Origin of the sequence: Serratia sp. CMO1, assembly GCF_015689115.1 — a bacterium.
Classification (GTDB): Bacteria; Pseudomonadota; Gammaproteobacteria; order Enterobacterales; family Enterobacteriaceae; genus Serratia; species Serratia marcescens.
On sequence record NZ_CP065032.1, the window covers coordinates 4,224,172 to 4,243,073 of the forward strand.

General features: G+C 60.3%; 16 protein-coding genes and 1 riboswitch. Of the genes, 8 read left to right on the top strand and 8 right to left on the bottom strand.

Annotation, left to right across the window (positions count from 1 at the left end):
- Positions 1–1,161, top strand: coding sequence for a glutathionylspermidine synthase family protein (locus IT763_RS20085; RefSeq protein ID WP_206194955.1), 1,161 nt, complete (start codon positions 1–3; stop codon positions 1,159–1,161).
- A 48-nt stretch (positions 1,162–1,209) separates the two neighbouring features.
- On the opposite strand, the gene ygiD is transcribed toward IT763_RS20085, so the two are convergent.
- Positions 1,210–1,992 carry a 4,5-DOPA dioxygenase extradiol gene (ygiD, locus tag IT763_RS20090; RefSeq protein ID WP_097101371.1) on the bottom strand — a complete coding sequence of 261 codons (783 nt, stop codon included), beginning with the start codon at positions 1,990–1,992 and terminating at the stop codon, positions 1,210–1,212.
- Positions 1,993–2,314: 322 nt separating this feature from the next.
- Here ygiD and IT763_RS20095 point away from each other — a divergent pair, with 322 nt between their 5' ends.
- Complete coding sequence (locus IT763_RS20095; protein WP_016930150.1) at positions 2,315–3,847, top strand: alkaline phosphatase; 1,533 nt, start codon at positions 2,315–2,317, stop codon at positions 3,845–3,847.
- A 54-nt stretch (positions 3,848–3,901) separates the two neighbouring features.
- Here the strand turns inward: IT763_RS20095 and ribB are convergent, their stop codons facing one another.
- The gene (gene ribB / locus IT763_RS20100; RefSeq protein WP_004937218.1) at positions 3,902–4,555 is read right to left on the bottom strand and encodes a 3,4-dihydroxy-2-butanone-4-phosphate synthase; all 654 of its coding nucleotides are present in this window, start codon (positions 4,553–4,555) and stop codon (positions 3,902–3,904) included.
- Positions 4,556–4,664: 109 nt separating this feature from the next.
- Positions 4,665–4,825: riboswitch (FMN riboswitch) on the bottom strand.
- A gap of 145 nt (positions 4,826–4,970) precedes the next feature.
- Here ribB and IT763_RS20105 point away from each other — a divergent pair.
- Positions 4,971–5,246: an accessory factor UbiK family protein gene (locus IT763_RS20105; protein ID WP_004937216.1), complete on the top strand. Its 276-nt coding sequence runs from the start codon at positions 4,971–4,973 to the stop codon at positions 5,244–5,246.
- Positions 5,247–5,297: 51 nt separating this feature from the next.
- On the opposite strand, the gene hldE is transcribed toward IT763_RS20105, so the two are convergent.
- The 3 genes from hldE to IT763_RS20120 all read right to left on the bottom strand — a co-directional run bounded on the left by hldE (position 5,298) and on the right by IT763_RS20120 (position 10,996).
- Positions 5,298–6,728 carry a bifunctional D-glycero-beta-D-manno-heptose-7-phosphate kinase/D-glycero-beta-D-manno-heptose 1-phosphate adenylyltransferase HldE gene (hldE, locus tag IT763_RS20110; RefSeq protein WP_004937214.1) on the bottom strand — a complete coding sequence of 477 codons (1,431 nt, stop codon included), beginning with the start codon at positions 6,726–6,728 and terminating at the stop codon, positions 5,298–5,300.
- A 77-nt stretch (positions 6,729–6,805) separates the two neighbouring features.
- Positions 6,806–9,643 (bottom strand): bifunctional [glutamate--ammonia ligase]-adenylyl-L-tyrosine phosphorylase/[glutamate--ammonia-ligase] adenylyltransferase, encoded by a 2,838-nt coding sequence (glnE, locus tag IT763_RS20115; RefSeq protein WP_049299878.1) that lies wholly within the window; start codon positions 9,641–9,643, stop codon positions 6,806–6,808.
- 45 nt (positions 9,644–9,688) lie between these two features.
- On the bottom strand, positions 9,689–10,996 hold the full coding sequence (locus IT763_RS20120) for an inorganic triphosphatase (protein ID WP_033639359.1): 1,308 nt from the start codon (positions 10,994–10,996) through the stop codon (positions 9,689–9,691).
- 278 nt (positions 10,997–11,274) lie between these two features.
- Here IT763_RS20120 and IT763_RS20125 point away from each other — a divergent pair, with 278 nt between their 5' ends.
- Together IT763_RS20125 and IT763_RS20130 are read left to right on the top strand one after the other, a co-directional pair.
- Positions 11,275–11,895 (top strand): TIGR04211 family SH3 domain-containing protein, encoded by a 621-nt coding sequence (locus tag IT763_RS20125; RefSeq protein WP_016930153.1) that lies wholly within the window; start codon positions 11,275–11,277, stop codon positions 11,893–11,895.
- Positions 11,896–12,017: 122 nt separating this feature from the next.
- On the top strand, positions 12,018–13,262 hold the full coding sequence (locus tag IT763_RS20130) for a multifunctional CCA addition/repair protein (RefSeq protein ID WP_049299879.1): 1,245 nt from the start codon (positions 12,018–12,020) through the stop codon (positions 13,260–13,262).
- A gap of 39 nt (positions 13,263–13,301) precedes the next feature.
- On the opposite strand, the gene bacA is transcribed toward IT763_RS20130, so the two are convergent.
- Together bacA and folB are read right to left on the bottom strand one after the other, a co-directional pair.
- Positions 13,302–14,126 carry an undecaprenyl-diphosphate phosphatase gene (gene bacA, locus IT763_RS20135; protein WP_016930155.1) on the bottom strand — a complete coding sequence of 275 codons (825 nt, stop codon included), beginning with the start codon at positions 14,124–14,126 and terminating at the stop codon, positions 13,302–13,304.
- Between the two features lie 133 nt (positions 14,127–14,259).
- Positions 14,260–14,619: a bifunctional dihydroneopterin aldolase/7,8-dihydroneopterin epimerase gene (folB, locus tag IT763_RS20140; RefSeq protein ID WP_015379095.1), complete on the bottom strand. Its 360-nt coding sequence runs from the start codon at positions 14,617–14,619 to the stop codon at positions 14,260–14,262.
- Positions 14,620–14,726: 107 nt separating this feature from the next.
- Between folB and plsY the strand changes: the two genes are divergently transcribed.
- Entirely contained in the window at positions 14,727–15,365 is a 639-nt protein-coding gene (gene plsY / locus IT763_RS20145; RefSeq protein WP_004937201.1) for a glycerol-3-phosphate 1-O-acyltransferase PlsY, read from the top strand.
- Positions 15,366–15,395: 30 nt separating this feature from the next.
- Here the strand turns inward: plsY and tsaD are convergent, their stop codons facing one another.
- On the bottom strand, positions 15,396–16,409 hold the full coding sequence (gene tsaD / locus IT763_RS20150) for a tRNA (adenosine(37)-N6)-threonylcarbamoyltransferase complex transferase subunit TsaD (RefSeq protein ID WP_048325519.1): 1,014 nt from the start codon (positions 16,407–16,409) through the stop codon (positions 15,396–15,398).
- A gap of 325 nt (positions 16,410–16,734) precedes the next feature.
- Between tsaD and rpsU the strand changes: the two genes are divergently transcribed.
- Both rpsU and dnaG read left to right on the top strand, forming a co-directional pair.
- The gene (gene rpsU / locus IT763_RS20155) at positions 16,735–16,950 is read left to right on the top strand and encodes a 30S ribosomal protein S21 (RefSeq protein WP_001144069.1); all 216 of its coding nucleotides are present in this window, start codon (positions 16,735–16,737) and stop codon (positions 16,948–16,950) included.
- A 136-nt stretch (positions 16,951–17,086) separates the two neighbouring features.
- The gene (gene dnaG / locus IT763_RS20160) at positions 17,087–18,835 is read left to right on the top strand and encodes a DNA primase (RefSeq protein WP_016930158.1); all 1,749 of its coding nucleotides are present in this window, start codon (positions 17,087–17,089) and stop codon (positions 18,833–18,835) included.
- The last annotated feature ends 67 nt before the right edge of the window (positions 18,836–18,902 follow it).

Below are 18,902 nucleotides of genomic sequence, written 5' to 3' on the forward strand. Positions count from 1 at the left end.
ATGAAACGTATTGCTATTACCGAGCGCCCGGACTGGCGTGAAAAAGCGACCGAGTTCGGTTTTCGTTTCCACACCATGTACGGCGAGCCGTACTGGTGTGAAGACGCCTATTACCAGTTCACGCTGGCGCAGATTGAAGAGATCGAAAGCGCCACCGCCGAGCTGCATCAGATGTGCCTGCAGGTGGTGGAAAAAGTGGTCGGCAGCGACGAGCTGATGGCCAAGTTCTGCATCCCGAAACACACCTGGGAGTTCGTGCGCAGCTCCTGGCGCACCAACCAGCCGTCGCTGTATTCGCGTCTCGATCTGGCCTACGACGGCGTCAACCCGCCGAAGCTGCTGGAGAACAACGCCGATACGCCGACCTCGCTGTATGAAGCGGCCTTCTTCCAGTGGCTGTGGCTGGAAGACCAGATCAACGCCGGCAAGCTGGATCCGCAATCGGATCAGTACAACAGCCTGCAGGAGAAGCTGATCGAGCGTTTCGGCGAGCTGAAAGCGCACCACGGCTTCGGCATGCTGCACCTGGCGTGCTGCCAGGACAGCGAAGAAGATCGCGGCACAGTGCAATATCTGCAGGACTGCGCGCAGGAAGCCGGTCTGCCGACCGAGTTCCTGTTCATGGAAGAGATTGGCCTTGGCGAGAAAGGCCAGTTCACCGATCTGCAGGATCAGGTGATCGGTAACCTGTTCAAGCTCTACCCGTGGGAATTCATGCTGCGCGAGATGTTCTCCACCAAGCTGGAAGACGCCGGCGTGCGTTGGCTGGAGCCGGCCTGGAAGAGCATCATCTCCAACAAGGCGCTGCTGCCGCTGCTGTGGGAAATGTTCCCGAACCACCCTAACCTGCTGCCGGCTTATTTCGCGCAAGACGATCATCCGCCGATGGATCATTACGTCACCAAACCGCTGTTCTCGCGGGAAGGCGCCAATATCCAGATCGTCGAAAACGGTCAGGAAGTGGCGCGCGTCGATGGGCCGTACGGTGAAGAAGGCATGATCGTGCAGCAGTTCCATCCGCTGCCGAAGTTCGAAGACAGCTACACGCTGATCGGCAGCTGGCTGGTGAACGATCAACCCTGCGGCATCGGCCTGCGCGAAGATCGCGAACTGATCACGCAGGATCTGTCGCGCTTCTATCCGCACACTATTCTCGGCTGATCGCCCCGCTGAAAGCAAAAACGCCAGTCTCTGACTGGCGTTCTTTCTTTACCCCACCTGTACCGACAGCATGCTCAGCGCCCCCATTTCGATACCGTCGATCGGCACGCTGATGGTCTCTTTTCCATCCCAACCGCCAAGCACATACAGCAACGGCAGATAGTGTTCCGGCGTCGGATTCGACAACGCCGCGCCCTCATGGCGCATGAAATCCACCAGCGGGTGATTATCGCCCCGATAACGCAGGTTATCCCGGACAAAGTTATTGAACGATTCCGCCCATGGGTAGGCGCTGGTGTCGCCCTGCCATTTCACCATGCGCAGGTTGTGCACCACGTTGCCGCTGGCGACGATCATCACGCCCTCATCCCGCAGCGCCGCGAGTTTGCGGCCCAGCTCATAGTGGTAAGCCGCCGGCTGCGTGCCGTCGACGCTGAGCTGCACCACCGGGATATCGGCATTGGGATACATCTTGATCAATACGCCCCAGGTGCCGTGATCCAACCCCCACTCGCCGAGATCCGCCGTTACCGGCACTGGCGCCAGAATGTGCTGCAGCTGCGCGGCCAGCGCGGGAGAGCCTGGCGCCGGATAACGGGTATCAAACAGCGCCTGCGGGAACCCGCCAAAGTCGTGAATGGTTTTGGGTTTTTCCATCGCGGTGACCGCAGTGCCGCGGGTATACCAATGCGCGGAAACCGCCACGATCGCCTTCGGGCGCGGCAATGAATCACCCAACGCACGCCATGCCCGGGTGTAACGGTTGTCTTCCAGCACGTTCATCGGGCTACCGTGGCCAAGAAACAGTGCCGGCATACGAGAGGTGTTCATAGAGGGATCCTTAGTTCAAATTGTGCTATGGCGTTACATTACGCGCTTTGCCGCAGCAACACAGCCGGATAACCGTGATGAAGATATTCAATAAATTTGAATTAAAAGTAGAGAAATACGCCGGTCAACAGAAAGATAAAAAAATCATATATTTCAATAAAATAATAAGATCAGTGAATACCATGACATTACTGCTACACAGATCCAATTTGTGAACAATTTATGTATTTTTTGTTAACAAAATCTATACACTCCTCCTCTGCCGACGGGAGCAGGCAACGCCGTCGCGCGATGGGAATTACGTCTCACCAAGGAGGAATTCATGTTCAGACTCACACTGGCAACCCGCCTGGCGCTTTCCATGTTCTTACTCGCCGGCTGGACGGCAACCACCGGCGCGGCGGACAACGCGCAACTGACGCAGCGCGAAGATCCTTACTTCCTTCAGGCGCAAACTCAGCTGCAACAGCGACTGAAACAAACCCCAAACACCAACCGCGCCAAAAACGTCATTCTGGTCGTCGGTGACGGCATGGGGTTTTCCACCGTGACCGCCGCCCGCATTTTTGAAGGGCAGCAGCGCGGCGTGGACGGCGAATCCAACGTGTTGGCCTGGGAGGCCTTCCCCTATCTGGCGGCGGCCAAAACCTACTCCGCCGACGCCCAAATCACCGACTCTGCGCCCAGCGCGGTGGCGATGACCACCGGCGTCAAAACCATCAACGATCTGATGGGTCTCGATCATACGGCTACCCTCAACAACTGCGAGGATCAGCAAACCAAGGCCGTCACCACACTGTGGGAGATGGCCGCAACGCTCGGCATGTCCACCGGCGCCGTGACGACCGCCACCATTACCCACGCCACTCCGGGCGCCACCTATGCCCATATCGCCAATCGCGACTGGGAGTCTGACGCCAAAATGCCGGCAAATGCCCTGGCCGCAGGCTGCCGCGACATCGCGCGCCAGTTGGTGGAAATGAAGTACGGCAACGGCCTGAACGTAGCGATGGGCGGCGGGCGCGCCAACTTCCTGCCCGACAGCGTGAGCGATCCGGAATACCCCGGCAAGAAAGGTGCCAGAAAGGACGGCCGCGACCTGACGCAGGCCTGGCTGCAACGCTACGGCGAGCGCGGACAATACGTCTGGAATCAGGCGCAGTTCAACAAAATCGAACCGGGCAACGTCGACCATCTGCTGGCTCTGTTCGAGCCGTCGCACATGAACTTCGAGCACGACCGGCGACAAGACGCGGCGGGAGAACCCTCACTGGCGGAAATGGCCGGCAAGGCCATCGATATTCTGTCCAGGAATCCTGAGGGTTATCTGCTGTTGGTGGAGGGTGGGCGCGTCGATCACGGCAGCCATAACGGCAACGCCTACCGCACGCTGAGCGACGCGGTCGCCCTGAACGAAGCGGTGAAAACCATCGTCGATAAGGTCGATCTGGACGACACGCTGGTGATAGTGACCGGCGATCACAGCCACACGCTGACCATCGCCGGCTATGCCAAGCGCGGCAATCCTATCCTCGGCATTTCCGTCGGCGTCGACGGCAAACCTCGGCTGGGCAGCGACGGCAAGCCCTACACCACCCTCGGTTTCGCCAATGGCCCCGGCGGCGCGATCCCGCTGACCGAGCGCCCGGCATTGACCATGGAGCAAACCACCGCGCCCGACTTTATTCAGCCGGCGCTGGTGCCGCTGAACAGCGAGACGCACGGCGGGGAAGATCTCGGCATCTACGCCATCGGCCCCTGGGCGCATCTGTTCCAGGGCACGGTGGAGGAGAACTACACCTTCCACGTGATGAATTACGCCAGCCGCATCGGCGAACGCCTGTCAAAACGGTAGCCACAAAAAAAGCCGCTTTACGCGGCTTTTTTTATCGTTGAAAGCGGCCGGCTATCAGCTGGCTTTTTTCTCGTGCGCCTGGCGGTAGGCCACCAGATCTTCGATGGTCAGCACCACCATGTCGTGCTGTTTGGCGAAGGTGATCACTTCAGGCGCGTGCGCCATGCTGCCATCGTCGTTGGTCAGTTCACACAGCACGCCGGCTGGTTTGAAACCGGCCATGGAAACCAGATCGATGGTCGCTTCGGTGTGGCCGCGACGGCTCAACACACCGCCCGGCTGCGCGCGCAGCGGGAACACGTGGCCCGGGCGGTTCAGGTCGCTCGGCTTGGCGCTGTCTGCCACCGCCGCACGGATGGTGGTCAGGCGATCGGAAGCGGAAACCCCGGTGGTCACGCCCTGCGCCGCTTCGATGGTCACGGTGAAGGCGGTCTGGAACTGGCTGGAGTTATTGGTCACCATCATCGGCAGCTCAAGCTGCTGACGGCGTTCTTCGGTGATGCACAAGCACACGATACCGCTGCCGTGGCGAATGGTCAGCGCCATCTGCTCAACGGTCATGGTTTCCGCGGCGAAGATCATGTCACCTTCGTTTTCACGGTTTTCATCATCGAGCACCATTACGCCGCGCCCGTTGCGCAGTGCGTCGATCGCGCGTTCAACGCGTTCTGTTGGCGTGCCGAAGTCTGAAAGTAGCGTCTGATTCATGGTAAAAAACCTCATTAAAAATTATGGATTACCAGAACCAGGGCGATCTTGAGGAGTAGCTAGCAATAGCTAAAAAAATAACGCAAGCGGGCGCATGCCCGGCAGATACCGTTACTCTCTCCCATCCGGACTATAACCGTCGGCCCCGGAATTACACCGGATCTGCTGACCTCTAACCGGCCTTTACAGGCTGGCTGAGCGCTCGCGGGCTTTCACCGTAGAAGGTGATTTACCGCCGGTGGGGACTTTCACCCCGCCCTGAGAATAAGCAAGATGACTATAACGCTAATGGGTAGGCAGGGCAATTGGCAAAAGCACAATTCGGCCACGTACGGCGAATGCGCTTAATGGTTTATCCGACGGGCAACTCGCATTACACTAAGCGGCAGCTATTAAACTCTGAAAGGGATACGCCATGATTGACCCGAAAAAAATCGAACAAATCGCACGCCAGGTTCATGAGTCCATGCCTAAAGGCGTTCGTGAATTCGGGGAAGACGTTGAGAAAAAAATCCGTCAGGTGCTGCAGTCGCAGCTGACCCGTCTGGATTTGGTTAACCGCGAAGAGTTCGACGTGCAGACTCAGGTGCTGTTGCGCACCCGCGAGAAGCTGGCGCTGTTGGAGCAGCGCATGGCCGAGCTGGAAAGCAAGCTGAGCGCGGCGCCGGCCGCCAAGCAGGAAGACGAATAATTCCCGCCAAGGGCGCGCACCGCGCGCCCTTGTACTTTACGTCGCCCGGCGTTAGCCGCGCCCGTCTTTGATCGCTTTGATGATGTTGGTGGTCGACAGGCCGTCTTCAAAGTTCAGCACTTTGACATCGCCGCCGTTGGCCCACACCTCCGCACTGCCGGCAATCTCTTCCGGCTTGTAATCGCCGCCTTTGACCAGCAGATCCGGCAAGATGTCGGCGATCAAGCGCTGCGGCGTGTCCTCCTCGAACGGCACCACCCAATCCACCGCTTCCAGCGCGCCCAGCACGATCATGCGGTTCTCCAGCGCGTTGACCGGGCGTTTTTCCCCTTTCAGGCGTTTGGTCGACGCATCGCTGTTCACCGCAACGATCAGGCGATCGCCCAGCTTGCGGGCGTTGGCCAGATAAGAGACGTGGCCGGCATGCAGAATGTCGAAGATGCCGTTGGTCATCACCACTTTCTCGCCGCGCTGACGCGCCTGCGCCACGGCGTTTTTCAACTGCGCTTCGGTCATCACGCCAAAGCCGGTTTCGGCGCGGCCGCGCACCGCGTTTTCCAGCTCGATGGGCGACACGGTAGACGTACCGAGCTTACCCACCACCACGCCGGCGGCGGCGTTAGCAAGGAAGCAGGACTCTTCCAGCGAGTTGCCGGCGGCCAGCGAGGCGGCCAATACGCCGATCACGGTGTCGCCGGCGCCGGTCACATCAAACACTTCCTGCGCCTGAGTCGGCAAGTGCAGCGGCTCAACGCCAGGCTGCAGCAGCGTCATGCCGTGTTCGGAGCGGGTAACCAGCAGCGCCGACAGCTCGAAATCCGCCACCAGCTTCATGCCGCGTTCCACCAGTTCCGCCTCATCCTTACAGTGGCCCACCACCGCTTCGAACTCGGACAGGTTCGGCGTCAGCAGCGTCGCGCCGCGATAGCGCTCGAAATCGGAGCCTTTCGGATCGATCAGCACCGGCACCTTGGCGGCGCGCGCCAGCTGGATCATGCCCTGCACCTGGCTGAGCGCCCCCTTGGCGTAATCGGACAGCACCAGCGCGCCGATCTGCGGCAACGCCTGCTGAATGCGCTCCAGCATCGGCTGCGGATCGACGTTGGAGAAGCCTTCTTCGAAGTCGAGACGGATCAGCTGCTGGTTGCGCGACAGCACGCGCAGCTTGGTGATGGTCGGATGGGTCGGCACCGAGACGAAGTCGCAGCGCACGTTGACTTCATTCAGTTTGGCGCTCAGCGCCCGCGCCGCATCGTCGATGCCGGTCAGGCCCACCAGGCGGGAAGTAGCGCCCAGCGAAGCGATGTTCATCGCCACGTTAGCCGCGCCGCCGGGACGCTCTTCGATGGTATCGACCTTGACCACCGGCACCGGGGCTTCCGGTGAAATGCGGCTGGTCGGCCCATACCAATAGCGATCCAACATGACGTCACCGACCACCAGCACACCGGCGCGGCGAAAATCAGGCAGCGTAACTTTCATCCGATAACTCCAAAAAAGAACAAAATTTTAGTGGCGCAGATATTACCACAGACCGCCGGAATACCCGCAAAAAGGTATCAATCCAGCCATTTGGCCCAGCTGGCGCGCACCTGCTCGCGCTCGGCGGCAAACAGCTCGCTGTCGACCTTGCCGGAATGCTCCTGCAGCGCCAGGTGGTGGATCTCGTCGCGCATGGTGACATAAGCCTGGGTCAGCGCGCGCGCCTCCTCTTCCGGCATGATGTCGTAATTGGCCATCAGCTCGAAGATGCGCACATTGTCCGACCAACGCGTCAGGCGCGGTTCACCCGGCGCATAGCGTAAGACCAGATATTGGGCGATAAATTCGATGTCGGTAATGCCGCCCTCATCAGCTTTGATATCAAACAGATCGCGCTGCTTGTTACCGAGATGGTTGCGCATCTTTTCGCGCATCTCGCGCACTTCGCGCTTCAGGGTCTCCGGATCGCGCGTTTTGCACAGGATCTCGCGCCGGATCGCGTCGAACTGCTGATGCAGCGCCGGGTCGCCATGCACGATACGCGCGCGCACCAGGGCCTGATGTTCCCAGGTCCAGGCTTCATTTTGCTGGTAGTCGGCGAACGCCTCGACGGTGCTGACCAGCATCCCCGCGGCGCCGGAAGGCCGCAGCCGCGCGTCCACCTCATACAGAATGCCGGAAGAGGTGCGGGTGCTGAACAGATGCATCACCCGCTGCGCCAGCCGCAGGTAGAACTGGCGGCCGTCGATGCAGCGATCGCCGTCGGTCATCACCTCCGGCGGGCAATCCAGCAGGAACACCAGATCGAGGTCGGAACTGTAACCCAGCTCCCAACCGCCCAGTTTGCCGTAGCCGATCACCGCAAAGCCGCGCCCCTCACGCTCCTGCAAATGGGTGGGCTGGCCGTAGCGCGCCACCATGTCGATCCAGGCCTGCTGCACCACCGCGTCGATGATCGCCTCAGCCAGATAAGTCAGGTGATCGCTCACTTTCATCACCGGCAGCGCGCCGGCGATATCCGCAGCGGCGATGCGCAGCTGCTGCGCCTGTTTGAACTGACGCAGCGCCTCCAGCTTTTGCTCTTCGTCGTCTTCCGGCACCCGCAGCAGATATTGCCGCAGCTCGCTGCGGTAGGCGTCCAGCGCCACCGGCTGATACAGCGTGGCCGGATCCAGCAGTTCGTCCAGCAACAGCGGGTAACGCGACAGCTGGTTGGCGACCATCGGCGACGCGGCGCACAGGCGGATCAGATGACTGAGCGCCGCGTGGTACTCCACCAGCAGCTCGAGGTAGGTGGTGCGGGTGACGATGCTGAGCAGCAGCTGCGCCAGCCGCACCAGCGCGGTCGGCGCGTCCTGACGCGGGCACACCTCCGCCAGCAGGCGCGGCATCAGCTGATCGAGCACGTCGCGGCCCCGCGGGCCGATGGTGCGCTTGTCGACGTCGTGGCGGAAATCGGCGATGGTGCGCAGCATCTGTCGGCGCCCCTCTTCGTCGAGATGCGGCGTCAGCGGCGCCAGCTCGTTCTCCTCCAGCGCGTCCTGCCACAGGCTGTGGTAGTGCTGGTAGTCGGGATCTTCACCGACATCCGGGCTATCGTCGCCGATCAGGTCGTCGAACACCGCGCGCACCGCCTGCATGTGCGCGTCCAGCGCCGCTATCAGCGCCGGCCAATCCGCCAATCCCATGCCGTAGGCCAACCGGGCCTGATCGAGCGCCTCCTGCGGCAGCGTCTGGGTTTGCTGATCGCCGATCGCCTGCAACAGGTTCTCCAGCCGCCGCAGGAACAGGTAGGCGGCGCTCAGCGCCCGCACCTGCTCGGCCTCCAACAGCCCCAGCTCACCCACCGCCTGCAGCGTCGGCAGCAGCGAACGCCCTTGCAGCGCCGGTTCACGGCCGCCGCGGATCAGCTGGAATACCTGAGTGATGAATTCGATTTCTCGAATGCCGCCGGCGCCCAGCTTGATGTTGTCCTTCAGACCGCGCCGCCGCACTTCACGGGCGATCATGCCCTTCATGTTGCGCAAAGATTGGATGACGCTGAAATCGATGTAGCGGCGGAACACGAACGGCCGCAGGGTTTTGCGCAGCTCCTGGCTATAGGCGTCTTCCGCCCCGCCCATCAGGCGCGCCTTCACCATCGCATAGCGCTCCCAATCGCGCCCCTGCTCCTGATAATAATCTTCCAGCGCCGCGAAGCTCATCACCAACGGGCCGCTGTCGCCGAACGGCCGCAGCCGCATGTCCACGCGATAGACGAAGCCGTCGATGGTTTGCTGATCCAGCGCCTTGATCAACCGCTGGCCGAGGCGGGTGAAAAACTGGGCATTGTCCAGCTCGCGCCGTCCGCCCTGGGTCTGGCCGTTCTCCGGGTAGGCGAAGATCAGATCGATATCCGACGAGAAATTCAACTCGCCGCCGCCCAACTTGCCCATGCCGAGGATCAACAGCGGCTGCGGCTCGCCGGCGGCGTTGCACGGCGTGCCCCATTCGCGGCAGCAGGTTTGGTACAGCCAGTCGCGCGCGCTGACGATCAACGTTTCCGCCAGTCCGCTCAGCTGCAGCAGCGTTTCTTCGGTCGAACACAGCCCCTGAGCCTGCGCCCAGGCAATGCGTACCAGCGTTTCACGGCGAAACAGACGCAGCGTGCGCATCAGCTGCGCCTCGTCGCGCACCTCTTCCAGCTCGTCCTGCAGCCAGGCGGCATAGTGCTGCCACTCGCCGGGCGCCGGCGGCTGTTCGCGCAGCGTCGCCAGCCAGGCAGGCTGAGCGAGCAGCGCGTCGCTGACGAAATCGCTCGACGCCAGCACCCACTGTTCCTGCTCGCTAAAGGCGCAGTCCGCGCCGTGAACTTCCTGAAAACGCTGCACAATCTGCTGTGCCTGAGCCTGTAACGCGGCTGAAAGTGGCGACATAGTGTATGACCCGTTCTGCGGCCCACGGCTGGCGGGCCGGCTTGATTAACGAAGCGCGCCGTTTAACCAGAATGGCGCATGCGATAAGGCCTGTTTGCGGCTGGCTTCATACCAGCCCTGACGGCGCTCGCTCAGCGCCGCCTGCAGCTCGCGCCAGGCCTCGATATAAGGCCCGGTCTGCTCGTCGGGATAAGCGCCCGACAGCAGGACCAGCGCCGAAATCTGACGCGTCAGGCGCGGCAATTGTTCCTGATATTCATCTTCGTTCAGCGTACGGCTGAAGGCCTCTTTCAGCTCTGCGCCGCTGCGCCCCAGCATGATGTCGCTGAAGCGTTTGAAAGAACCATCCAGCTTGGCCTGCGCTTTGGCGTCGATAAACGGCCGCCAGGCGCCGCTCACCAGCCATGATGTGAGCGCCAACTTACATTGCAGGTAGACCGCGCTGTAGCACAGGGTCTCTGGTTGCGCGGTTTTGTCCGCCAACAGCGGTTCGAGCTCGGTCAGGCGGGCGCGCAGATCGGCGCTGGCCTTGCGCGGCACCAGGCCGCCGAAGATCACCAGCGCCTGGCGGATCGTTCCGACCGCCTCAATCACCGAAGCGCGCGCCTGCGCGTCGCCGCGCAGCCACAGCTCTTCATGGTACTGCCAGTGGCTGAGCGCCAGCTCGAAGGCGGCGATCATCCCCTGCTCTACGGTCGCCTTCGCCGCCGGCTTCAGCACCCGCAGCGGACGCACCTCACGCGGCGGATTGCCCTGCGCCAGGTGGTAACCGCGCGCCGCCTTGCTCAGGCTGCCCTGACGCAGCCCGTCGTGCGCCGCCAGCTCACCGGCCAACGCCAGCAGATCGGCGGTATTGCCTTTCAGCAACTCCAGTTCTATCTCACTCAGGGCTTCGCTGAGATCACCGGCGCGCACCTCACCCTGATCCAAGCCAATCTCTATCTCGCTTTGGCCGTAAGTAACCACCCACTTCTCACGCACGAAATCAGTACGGAACAGCGGTTGCAACGCCTGCTGCAGCGCCGCGATATCGCAATCCTGCGGCCAGATGTCGGCAGGGAACTGCGCCAACGCCAGCTGCGGCTCGGCGATAGCGACATTGTATTCCGGGCGCTGGTGCAGGCCGCCCACCACTTTACCGGCGGTTTTGATGGTCATCTCAAAGCGATCGTCGAAACCGCGAATGCGCAGCCCCATGTCGTGACGGCGCAGGAAGTTGTCGGCCGTTTCGAAGTAAATGTTGGTCAGCTTTTGCGGCGCGGAATGCTGATGCGGCCAGGCGGCGAGCCAGTGTGGCAGAGCGGCCACCGCTTGCGGCGCGGCGATGAATTTCAGTTCAATTTCAACGGTCATAATTCTTTAACACCAATAAGTTACGCATTCGCGTCGGTTTCAGCGCGGCGCGCTCGGCCCGCCGTATGCTGCCCACTGACGCACAGTTGTCATTATCTTACCGCGATTCCCGGCGCCTTAACCCTGCTAACTGTAGAAAAAACCTGTTACGTTATAAAACGCTGCGCAACTCACAGAATCAGCCACAGTAAGATAGTTCTCATTCCGGTTTTGGCGTTGCGTCGTCAGACTGAACCCTCTACTATCGTTCCATAAATTCACCCAGAAACGATGAACTAATGCAGAAATTACGCCTGATTTTCCTTGCCGCGCTGAGCTTCAGCATCACTTGGGCCGCACATGCCGAAGATAAACGCTATATCTCCGATGAGTTAAGCACTTACGTCCATAGCGGCCCAGGTAATCAGTACCGTATTGTCGGCACTCTGAACGCCGGTGAAGAAGTGACCCTGCTGAGCGTCAACGACAGCACCAATTACGGCCAGATCCGCGATCCGAAAGGCCGCACCACCTGGATCCCGCTCGATCAGCTCAGCCAGACGCCAAGCCTGCGCACCCGCGTGCCGGAGCTGGAACAGCAGGTGAAAACCCTGACCGACAAACTGGCCAACATCGATAACACCTGGAACCAGCGTACCTCGGAAATGCAGGAAAAAGTCGCGGGCAGCGACAGCACCATCAGCAGCCTGCAGAAGGAAAACCAGGATCTGAAAAACCAGCTGGTGGTCGCGCAGAAGAAGGTCAACGCCGTTAACCTGCAGCTCGACGACAAGCAGCGCACCATTATCCTGCAGTGGTTCATGTACGGCGGCGGCGTTGCCGGCGTCGGTTTGCTGTTGGGCCTGCTGTTGCCGCACCTGATCCCGCGTCGCAAGAACAACAATCGCTGGATGAACTGATTTCAGTATCGTTCAGTTTGAGTATGGGCGCCTGCGGGCGCCTTTTTCATTGGCGCCGACATCCCGCGGCCAATTCATGTAATCTGATAGACAGGGCCTTACACGATATTCAGGAGTCAACAGTGCAGATTTATCTGGTCGGCGGTGCCGTTCGCGACAGCCTGCTCAACATTCCGGTGGTCGATCATGATTGGGTGGTGGTGGGCGCCACGCCGGCGGAGTTGCTGGCGTTGGGCTACCAGCAGGTCGGCAAAGATTTTCCGGTGTTCCTCAATCCCGATACCCACGAGGAGTATGCGCTGGCGCGCACCGAGCGCAAATCCGGCCAAGGGTACACCGGTTTTACCTGCTATGCCGCGCCGGACGTGACGCTGGAAGACGATCTGCTGCGGCGCGATCTGACCATCAACGCCATCGCCCGTTCCGCCGAAGGGGAACTGATTGACCCTTACGGCGGCGTGGCCGATCTGCAGGCGCGCGTGCTGCGCCACGTTTCCGACGCGTTCGGCGAAGATCCGCTGCGCGTGCTGCGCGTGGCGCGATTCAATGCTCGCTTCGCTCATCTGGGTTTTCGCATCGCCGACGAAACGCTGGCCCTGATGCGCCGGATGGCGCACAGCGGTGAACTGGCCGCGCTGACCGCCGAACGCGTCTGGAAAGAAACTGAAAAAGCGCTGCAAAGCCAGAGCCCGCAGGTCTATTTTCAGGTGCTGCGCGACTGCGATGCGCTGGCGGTGCTGTTCCCGGAAATCGACGCGCTGTTCGGCGTGCCGGCCCCCGCCAAGTGGCACCCGGAGATCGACACCGGCGTACACACGCTGATGGCGCTGGCGATGGCCGCCCGCCTCACGCCGGAGGTGGACGTGCGCTTCGCCACGCTGTGCCACGATCTTGGCAAAGGGTTGACGCCGAAAGCGTTCTGGCCGCATCACCACGGCCACGGCCCGGCGGGCGTACGGCTGGTCGAGGCGCTGTGCCAGCGGCTGCGGGTGCCCAACCCGGTGCGCGATCTGAGCAAGCTGGTGGCCGAGTACCATGATTTGATCCACACCGTGAACAAGCTGCGGCCGGAGACCCTGCTGAAGCTGTTCGACGCCATCGACGTCTGGCGCAAGCCCCAAAGGCTGGAGCAGATGATCCTGACCAGCGAAGCGGACGCGCGCGGCCGCACCGGCTTTGAGGAGAATCCTTATCCGCAGGGCGACTATCTGCGCCAGGCGTATCAGGTGGCGAACGCGGTATCGATTAAAGAGGTGGTAGCCAGCGGGCTGCAGGGCACCGCGATCCGCGATGAGCTCAAACGCCGTCGCCAGCAGGCGCTGGCCGACTGGAAGCTCAACCAAACCATCCTCAACGATCAGGCATAAAAAAACCCCGCAGAGCGGGGTTTTTTCTTGCCATCGTGCTTACAGGAATACCATGTAAACCACGGCCGCCACGATAAAGCGGTAGATGGCGAACGGCACGAACGAGATGCGTTTGATCAGCGACAGGAAGGTCTTGATCGCAATCAGCGCCACCACGAAGGCAGTAACGAAACCGACGGCGAACATCGGCAGATCGCTCCAGGTCAAGAAGTGCAGGCTCTTGTACAGATCCAGACCGCTGGCGCCAATCATCATCGGCACCGCCAGGATGAAGGAGAACTCGGACGCCGCATAACGGTTTACGCCCACCAGCATACCGCCGGCGATAGTGGAACCCGAACGGGAGAAGCCCGGCCACAGCGCCAGGCACTGGAAGCAGCCAATCATGAACGCCTGGCGGTAGGTGATGTCATCCAGCCCTTCCGCTCTCGGTTTCTTCGGCTTCAGCCATTCCGCCGCCAGCAACAGCAGGCCGCCGACGACCAACGCGTACATCACGTTTTTCGGCGCGAACAGCGATTTAATCACATCGTGGAATACCAGACCCAGCACCACCGCCGGGATCATCGCCAGCAGGATATGCCCCAGCTTCAGTTGGCCGCTGGTTTTGCCCTCGTGCTCCACTGGCTTGCCGCCGAAATGGATGCCGATCAGGCCGAACAACCGGCGCCAGAACATCACCACCACGGCCAGGATCGACCCCAGTTGGATGATGACTTCAAAGGTTTTGGCTTTGTCGCCGGTAAAACCCAGCCACTCGCCAACGATAATCATATGCCCGGTGGAAGACACCGGCAGAAATTCGGTTAACCCTTCGACAACCCCAAGAACAAACGCAATAAACAGTGAATGCATGTCAGCCATGTGCTTCGCTCACCCCATAAAATAACGGCCATCACATAAAAAAGCGGCAGTGCTTAAAAGACAATGCCGCTAAAACAATTCTCAGGATTAAGACCAGTTTAACGGTCTTTCGTTGCAAGCAGATGACATAAAATCATGCGGGACGAGTGCCGCGCTCAATGATCACGCCGACCCGATTGGCATGTGCTACAGCGCCCGGTTTGCTGACCTTAATACGGACCCACGGGGAATTGAAGCGCTGAAGCAAAATTTCGGATATTTCCTCCGCTACGCGCTCCACCAGCGCGAAGCGGTTCGACTCAACATGCTGGATCACGGCGTCGCTGACATCGGCATAGCTCAGACAGTCATTTACATCGTCGCTGGCGGCGGCCGGCCGGTTATCCCAGCCCATTTCGATATCGAACACCAGCTTCTGACGAATGCCCTGTTCCCACTCATAAACGCCAATGGTGGTAATTACGGTAAGCTCTTCAATAAATACGATATCCATCACGTCATTCTCTGTTTTTGGCCTTGCCGGATACCACTTCCAGCGGAATGTGCGTATTATCCATAGATGTTGCGAGTAAAACGACCATTATTAAACGGAACCGCGTTATGAGTGCTACCGCGCTTGGCATGATTATCTTCGCGTATCTGTGCGGCTCGATTTCCAGCGCGATCCTGGTTTGCCGGATCGCCAGGCTGCCGGATCCGCGTGAACATGGCTCAGGAAACCCCGGGGCGACCAACGTCCTGCGCATCGGCGGCCGGCTGGCGGCGGCGGCGGTGCTGGTGTTCGATATTCTGAAAGGGATGCTGCCGGTCTGGCTGGCCTACAAACTCGATGTGCCGCCGCTGTATCTCGGCCTGACGGCGATCGCCGCCTGCCTGGGGCACATCTATCCGGTGTTCTTCCACTTCCGCGGCGGTAAAGGCGTGGCGACGGCGTTTGGCGCCATCGCGCCTATCGGCTGGGATCTGACCGGCCTGATGACCGGCACCTGGCTGTTGACGGTGCTGCTCAGCGGCTACTCTTCGCTCGGCGCCATCGTCAGCGCGTTGATCGCCCCGTTCTACGTCTGGTGGTTCAAACCGCAGTTCACCTTCCCGGTAGCGATGCTCTCCTGCCTGATCCTGATGCGGCATCACGACAATATTCAGCGCCTGTGGCGCGGCCAGGAAGGCAAGATCTGGGGCAAGTTCCGCAAGAAGAAAAACGACGCGGATAACGGCGACCAGCCGAGAGAAGAATAACAGAAGGGCCGGATAATCCGGCCCTTTGTTTTATACCGCAGGCAGTTCCGCCAGCGGCCAGCGCGGCCGCACGGAAACGCTCAGCGCCGGGTTGGCGCCGCTCTTCAGGCGCACCATGCCGGCATAGGCGATCATCGCGCCGTTGTCGGTGCAAAATTCCGGGCGGGCATAGAACACTTCCCCGCCGCGCTTGTGCATCATCTCCGCCAGTTTGGCGCGCAGCGTGCGGTTGGCGCTCACGCCACCGGCCATCACCAGGCGTTTGAAGCCGGTCTGATCCAACGCGCGTTTGCATTTTATCGCCAGCGTATCCACCACCGCATCCTCGAAGGCGCGGGCGATGTCGGCACGCGTCTGATCGTCGTTGCCGTTGGAGCGAATGGTGTTGGCGGCAAAGGTTTTCAGCCCGGAGAAGCTGAAGTCCAACCCCGGACGATCGGTCATCGGCCGCGGAAAGGTAAAACGCCCCGCCGTGCCCTGCTGCGCCATCTTCGACAGCATCGGCCCGCCGGGATAATCCAGGCCGAGCAGCTTGGCGGTTTTGTCGAACGCTTCGCCGGCGGCATCGTCGATCGACTCGCCCAGCAGTTCATATTCACCGATGCCGGTGACGCTGATCAACTGAGTGTGGCCGCCGGAGACCAGCAGCGCGACGAACGGGAACGCCGGCGGGTTATCTTCCAGCATCGGCGCCAGCAGGTGGCCTTCCATGTGGTGCACCGGCACCGCCGGCACGTTCCAGGCGAACGCCAGCGCACGCCCCACGGTAGCGCCGACCAGCAGCGCCCCCACCAGGCCCGGCCCGGCGGTGTAAGCCACGCCGTCGATATCGGCCGGGGTCAGGTTGGCCTCTTTCAGCGCCGCCTGAATCAGCGGCACGGTTTTGCGCACGTGATCGCGGGAGGCCAGTTCCGGCACTACGCCGCCGTAGTCGGCGTGCAGCTTCACCTGGCTGTATAATTGGTTGGCCAACAAACCGGTTTGATCGTCATACACTGCAATTCCGGTTTCATCGCAGGACGTTTCTATACCCAGTACTCGCATTACATTTCCCATCATTCACGTGCGGCCGCCAGTCTACCACATTCCGCCGCATTTACCGCCGATGCGGCGCATCTTGTCACCGGCTTGCGCCTATGTCGATGATTCATCCAGAAAATGCCCGAGCGATTAAACACGAGCATTTTTTTCTGATTAGTCTATAATCAGCGCCCGGTGCAAAATTGCGCACGTTGCGGCAGAGCGACGCGGGTTTCAATTTGCTGTGATGCTTTACAAAGCAGCATCCATTGGAGTAAAATTCCGCACCATTTTGAAAAGGCTGGCGCTTGGCCAGCAGCAAACCGAATTTTATTGAGGTGAGAGGCACATGCCGGTAATTAAAGTACGTGAAAACGAGCCATTTGACGTTGCTCTGCGTCGTTTCAAACGCTCTTGCGAAAAAGCGGGTGTTTTAGCTGAAGTTCGTCGTCGTGAGTTTTATGAAAAACCAACTACCGAACGTAAACGCGCTAAAGCTTCTGCTGTGAAACGTCACGCGAAGAAACTGGCTCGCGAAAACGCACGCCGCACTCGTCTGTATTAATTCTTCGGGGGCAACCCCACCGCGTGAATTTCTGATTTTCAAAATCGCGCAGACCGAGTAGTTGCATACGAAGGCCGTGCTTTCCGAAAGGAATGCGCGGCTTGTTCTCGTTTATAGGCTAATGAAGTAAGGGCTTATGGCTGGACGAATTCCGCGCGTATTTATCAATGACTTGCTGGCTCGCACCGACATCGTCGATTTGATCGACGCCCGCGTGAAGCTCAAGAAGCAAGGCAAGAACTATCACGCGTGCTGTCCGTTCCACCACGAAAAGACGCCTTCCTTTACCGTTAATGGCGAAAAGCAGTTTTATCACTGTTTTGGGTGTGGTGCGCACGGCAACGCCGTCGACTTTTTGATGAATTACGACCGACTCGAGTTTGTCGAAACCATCGAAGAACTGGCGACCATGCACGGGCTGGAAGTGCCTTACGAAGCGGGCACCGGGCCAACCCAGATCGAGCGCCATCAGCGCCAGAGCCTGTACCAACTGATGGAACAGCTCAGCGCGTTCTATCAACAGTCACTGCAGCAGTCCTCCGGGGCGCCGGCGCGCAGCTATTTGCAGCAGCGCGGATTGAGTGACGACGTTATTCGCCATTTCGCCATCGGCTTCGCGCCGGCGGGATGGGACAACGCCCTGAAGCGTTTCGGCCGCGACGCCGACTCGCGCCGCGCATTGAACGATGCCGGCATGCTGGTGACTAACGATCAGGGGCGTTCGTACGACCGTTTCCGCGAACGGGTGATGTTCCCCATTCGCGACAAGCGCGGGCGCGTGATCGCCTTCGGCGGCCGCGTCCTGGGCGACGGTATGCCGAAGTACCTGAACTCGCCGGAAACCGAAGTTTTCCATAAGGGCCGCCAGCTGTACGGCCTGTATGAAGCACAGCAGAACCACCCTAACCTGCAGCGGCTGCTGGTGGTGGAAGGGTATATGGACGTGGTGGCGTTGGCGCAATTCGGCATCGACTATGCCGTCGCCTCGCTCGGCACCTCGACGACGGCGGAACACATTCAGCTGTTGTTCCGCGCTACCGACAACGTCGTCTGCTGTTACGACGGCGACCGCGCCGGCCGCGAAGCGGCCTGGCGGGCGCTGGAAACCGCGCTGCCATACCTGAATGACGGGCGCCAGCTGCGGTTCATGTTTTTGCCCGACGGCGAAGACCCGGACACGCTGGTGCGCAAGGAAGGCAAAGAAGCCTTCGAACAACGAATGGAGCAGGCGCAGCCGCTATCCACGTTCCTGTTCGAAAGCCTGCTGCCGCAGGTGGATCTGAGCAGCCCGGACGGGCGCGCCAAGCTGAGCACGCTGGCGCTGCCGCTGATTACTCAGGTGCCGGGCGAAACGTTGCGCTTGTACCTGCGCCAGGAGCTCGGTAACAAGCTGGGGCTGCTGGACGACAGCCAGCTCGACAAGCTGATGCCCAAGCAGGCTGAAAATGCGAATCCTTATCAGGCGCCCCAGCTAAAACGCACAACCATGCGTATACTGATAGGGTTACTGGTGCAAAATCCGCAGTTGGCTACACTTATCCCTTCGCTGGAAGGGTTGGAGCAGACCAAACAGGCGGGATTGCCGCTGTTCGTCGAACTGGTGCAGACCTGTTTGGCGCAGCCGGGCCTGACGACCGGGCAATTGCTGGAGCTGTATCGCGACAACAAATTCAGCCAGCAGCTTGAAACCTTGGCGACCTGGAACCATATGATCGTTGAGGACATGGTCGAGCAGACCTTTTTGGATACATTGGCCAGCCTGTACGACTCGGTGCTCGAGCAACGGCTGGAAACGCTGATCGCCCAGGCCAGAACGCGCGGTCTGAGCGCGGAGGAACGTGAAGAAGTCCGTTCTCTCAACCAGGTTTTAGCGAAGAAAAACTGAATACCAAACGGCTTAAGTGCCGATAATTGCGAGGGCAGAGCCCTGCACAGTGCCGCCATAGTGGGCC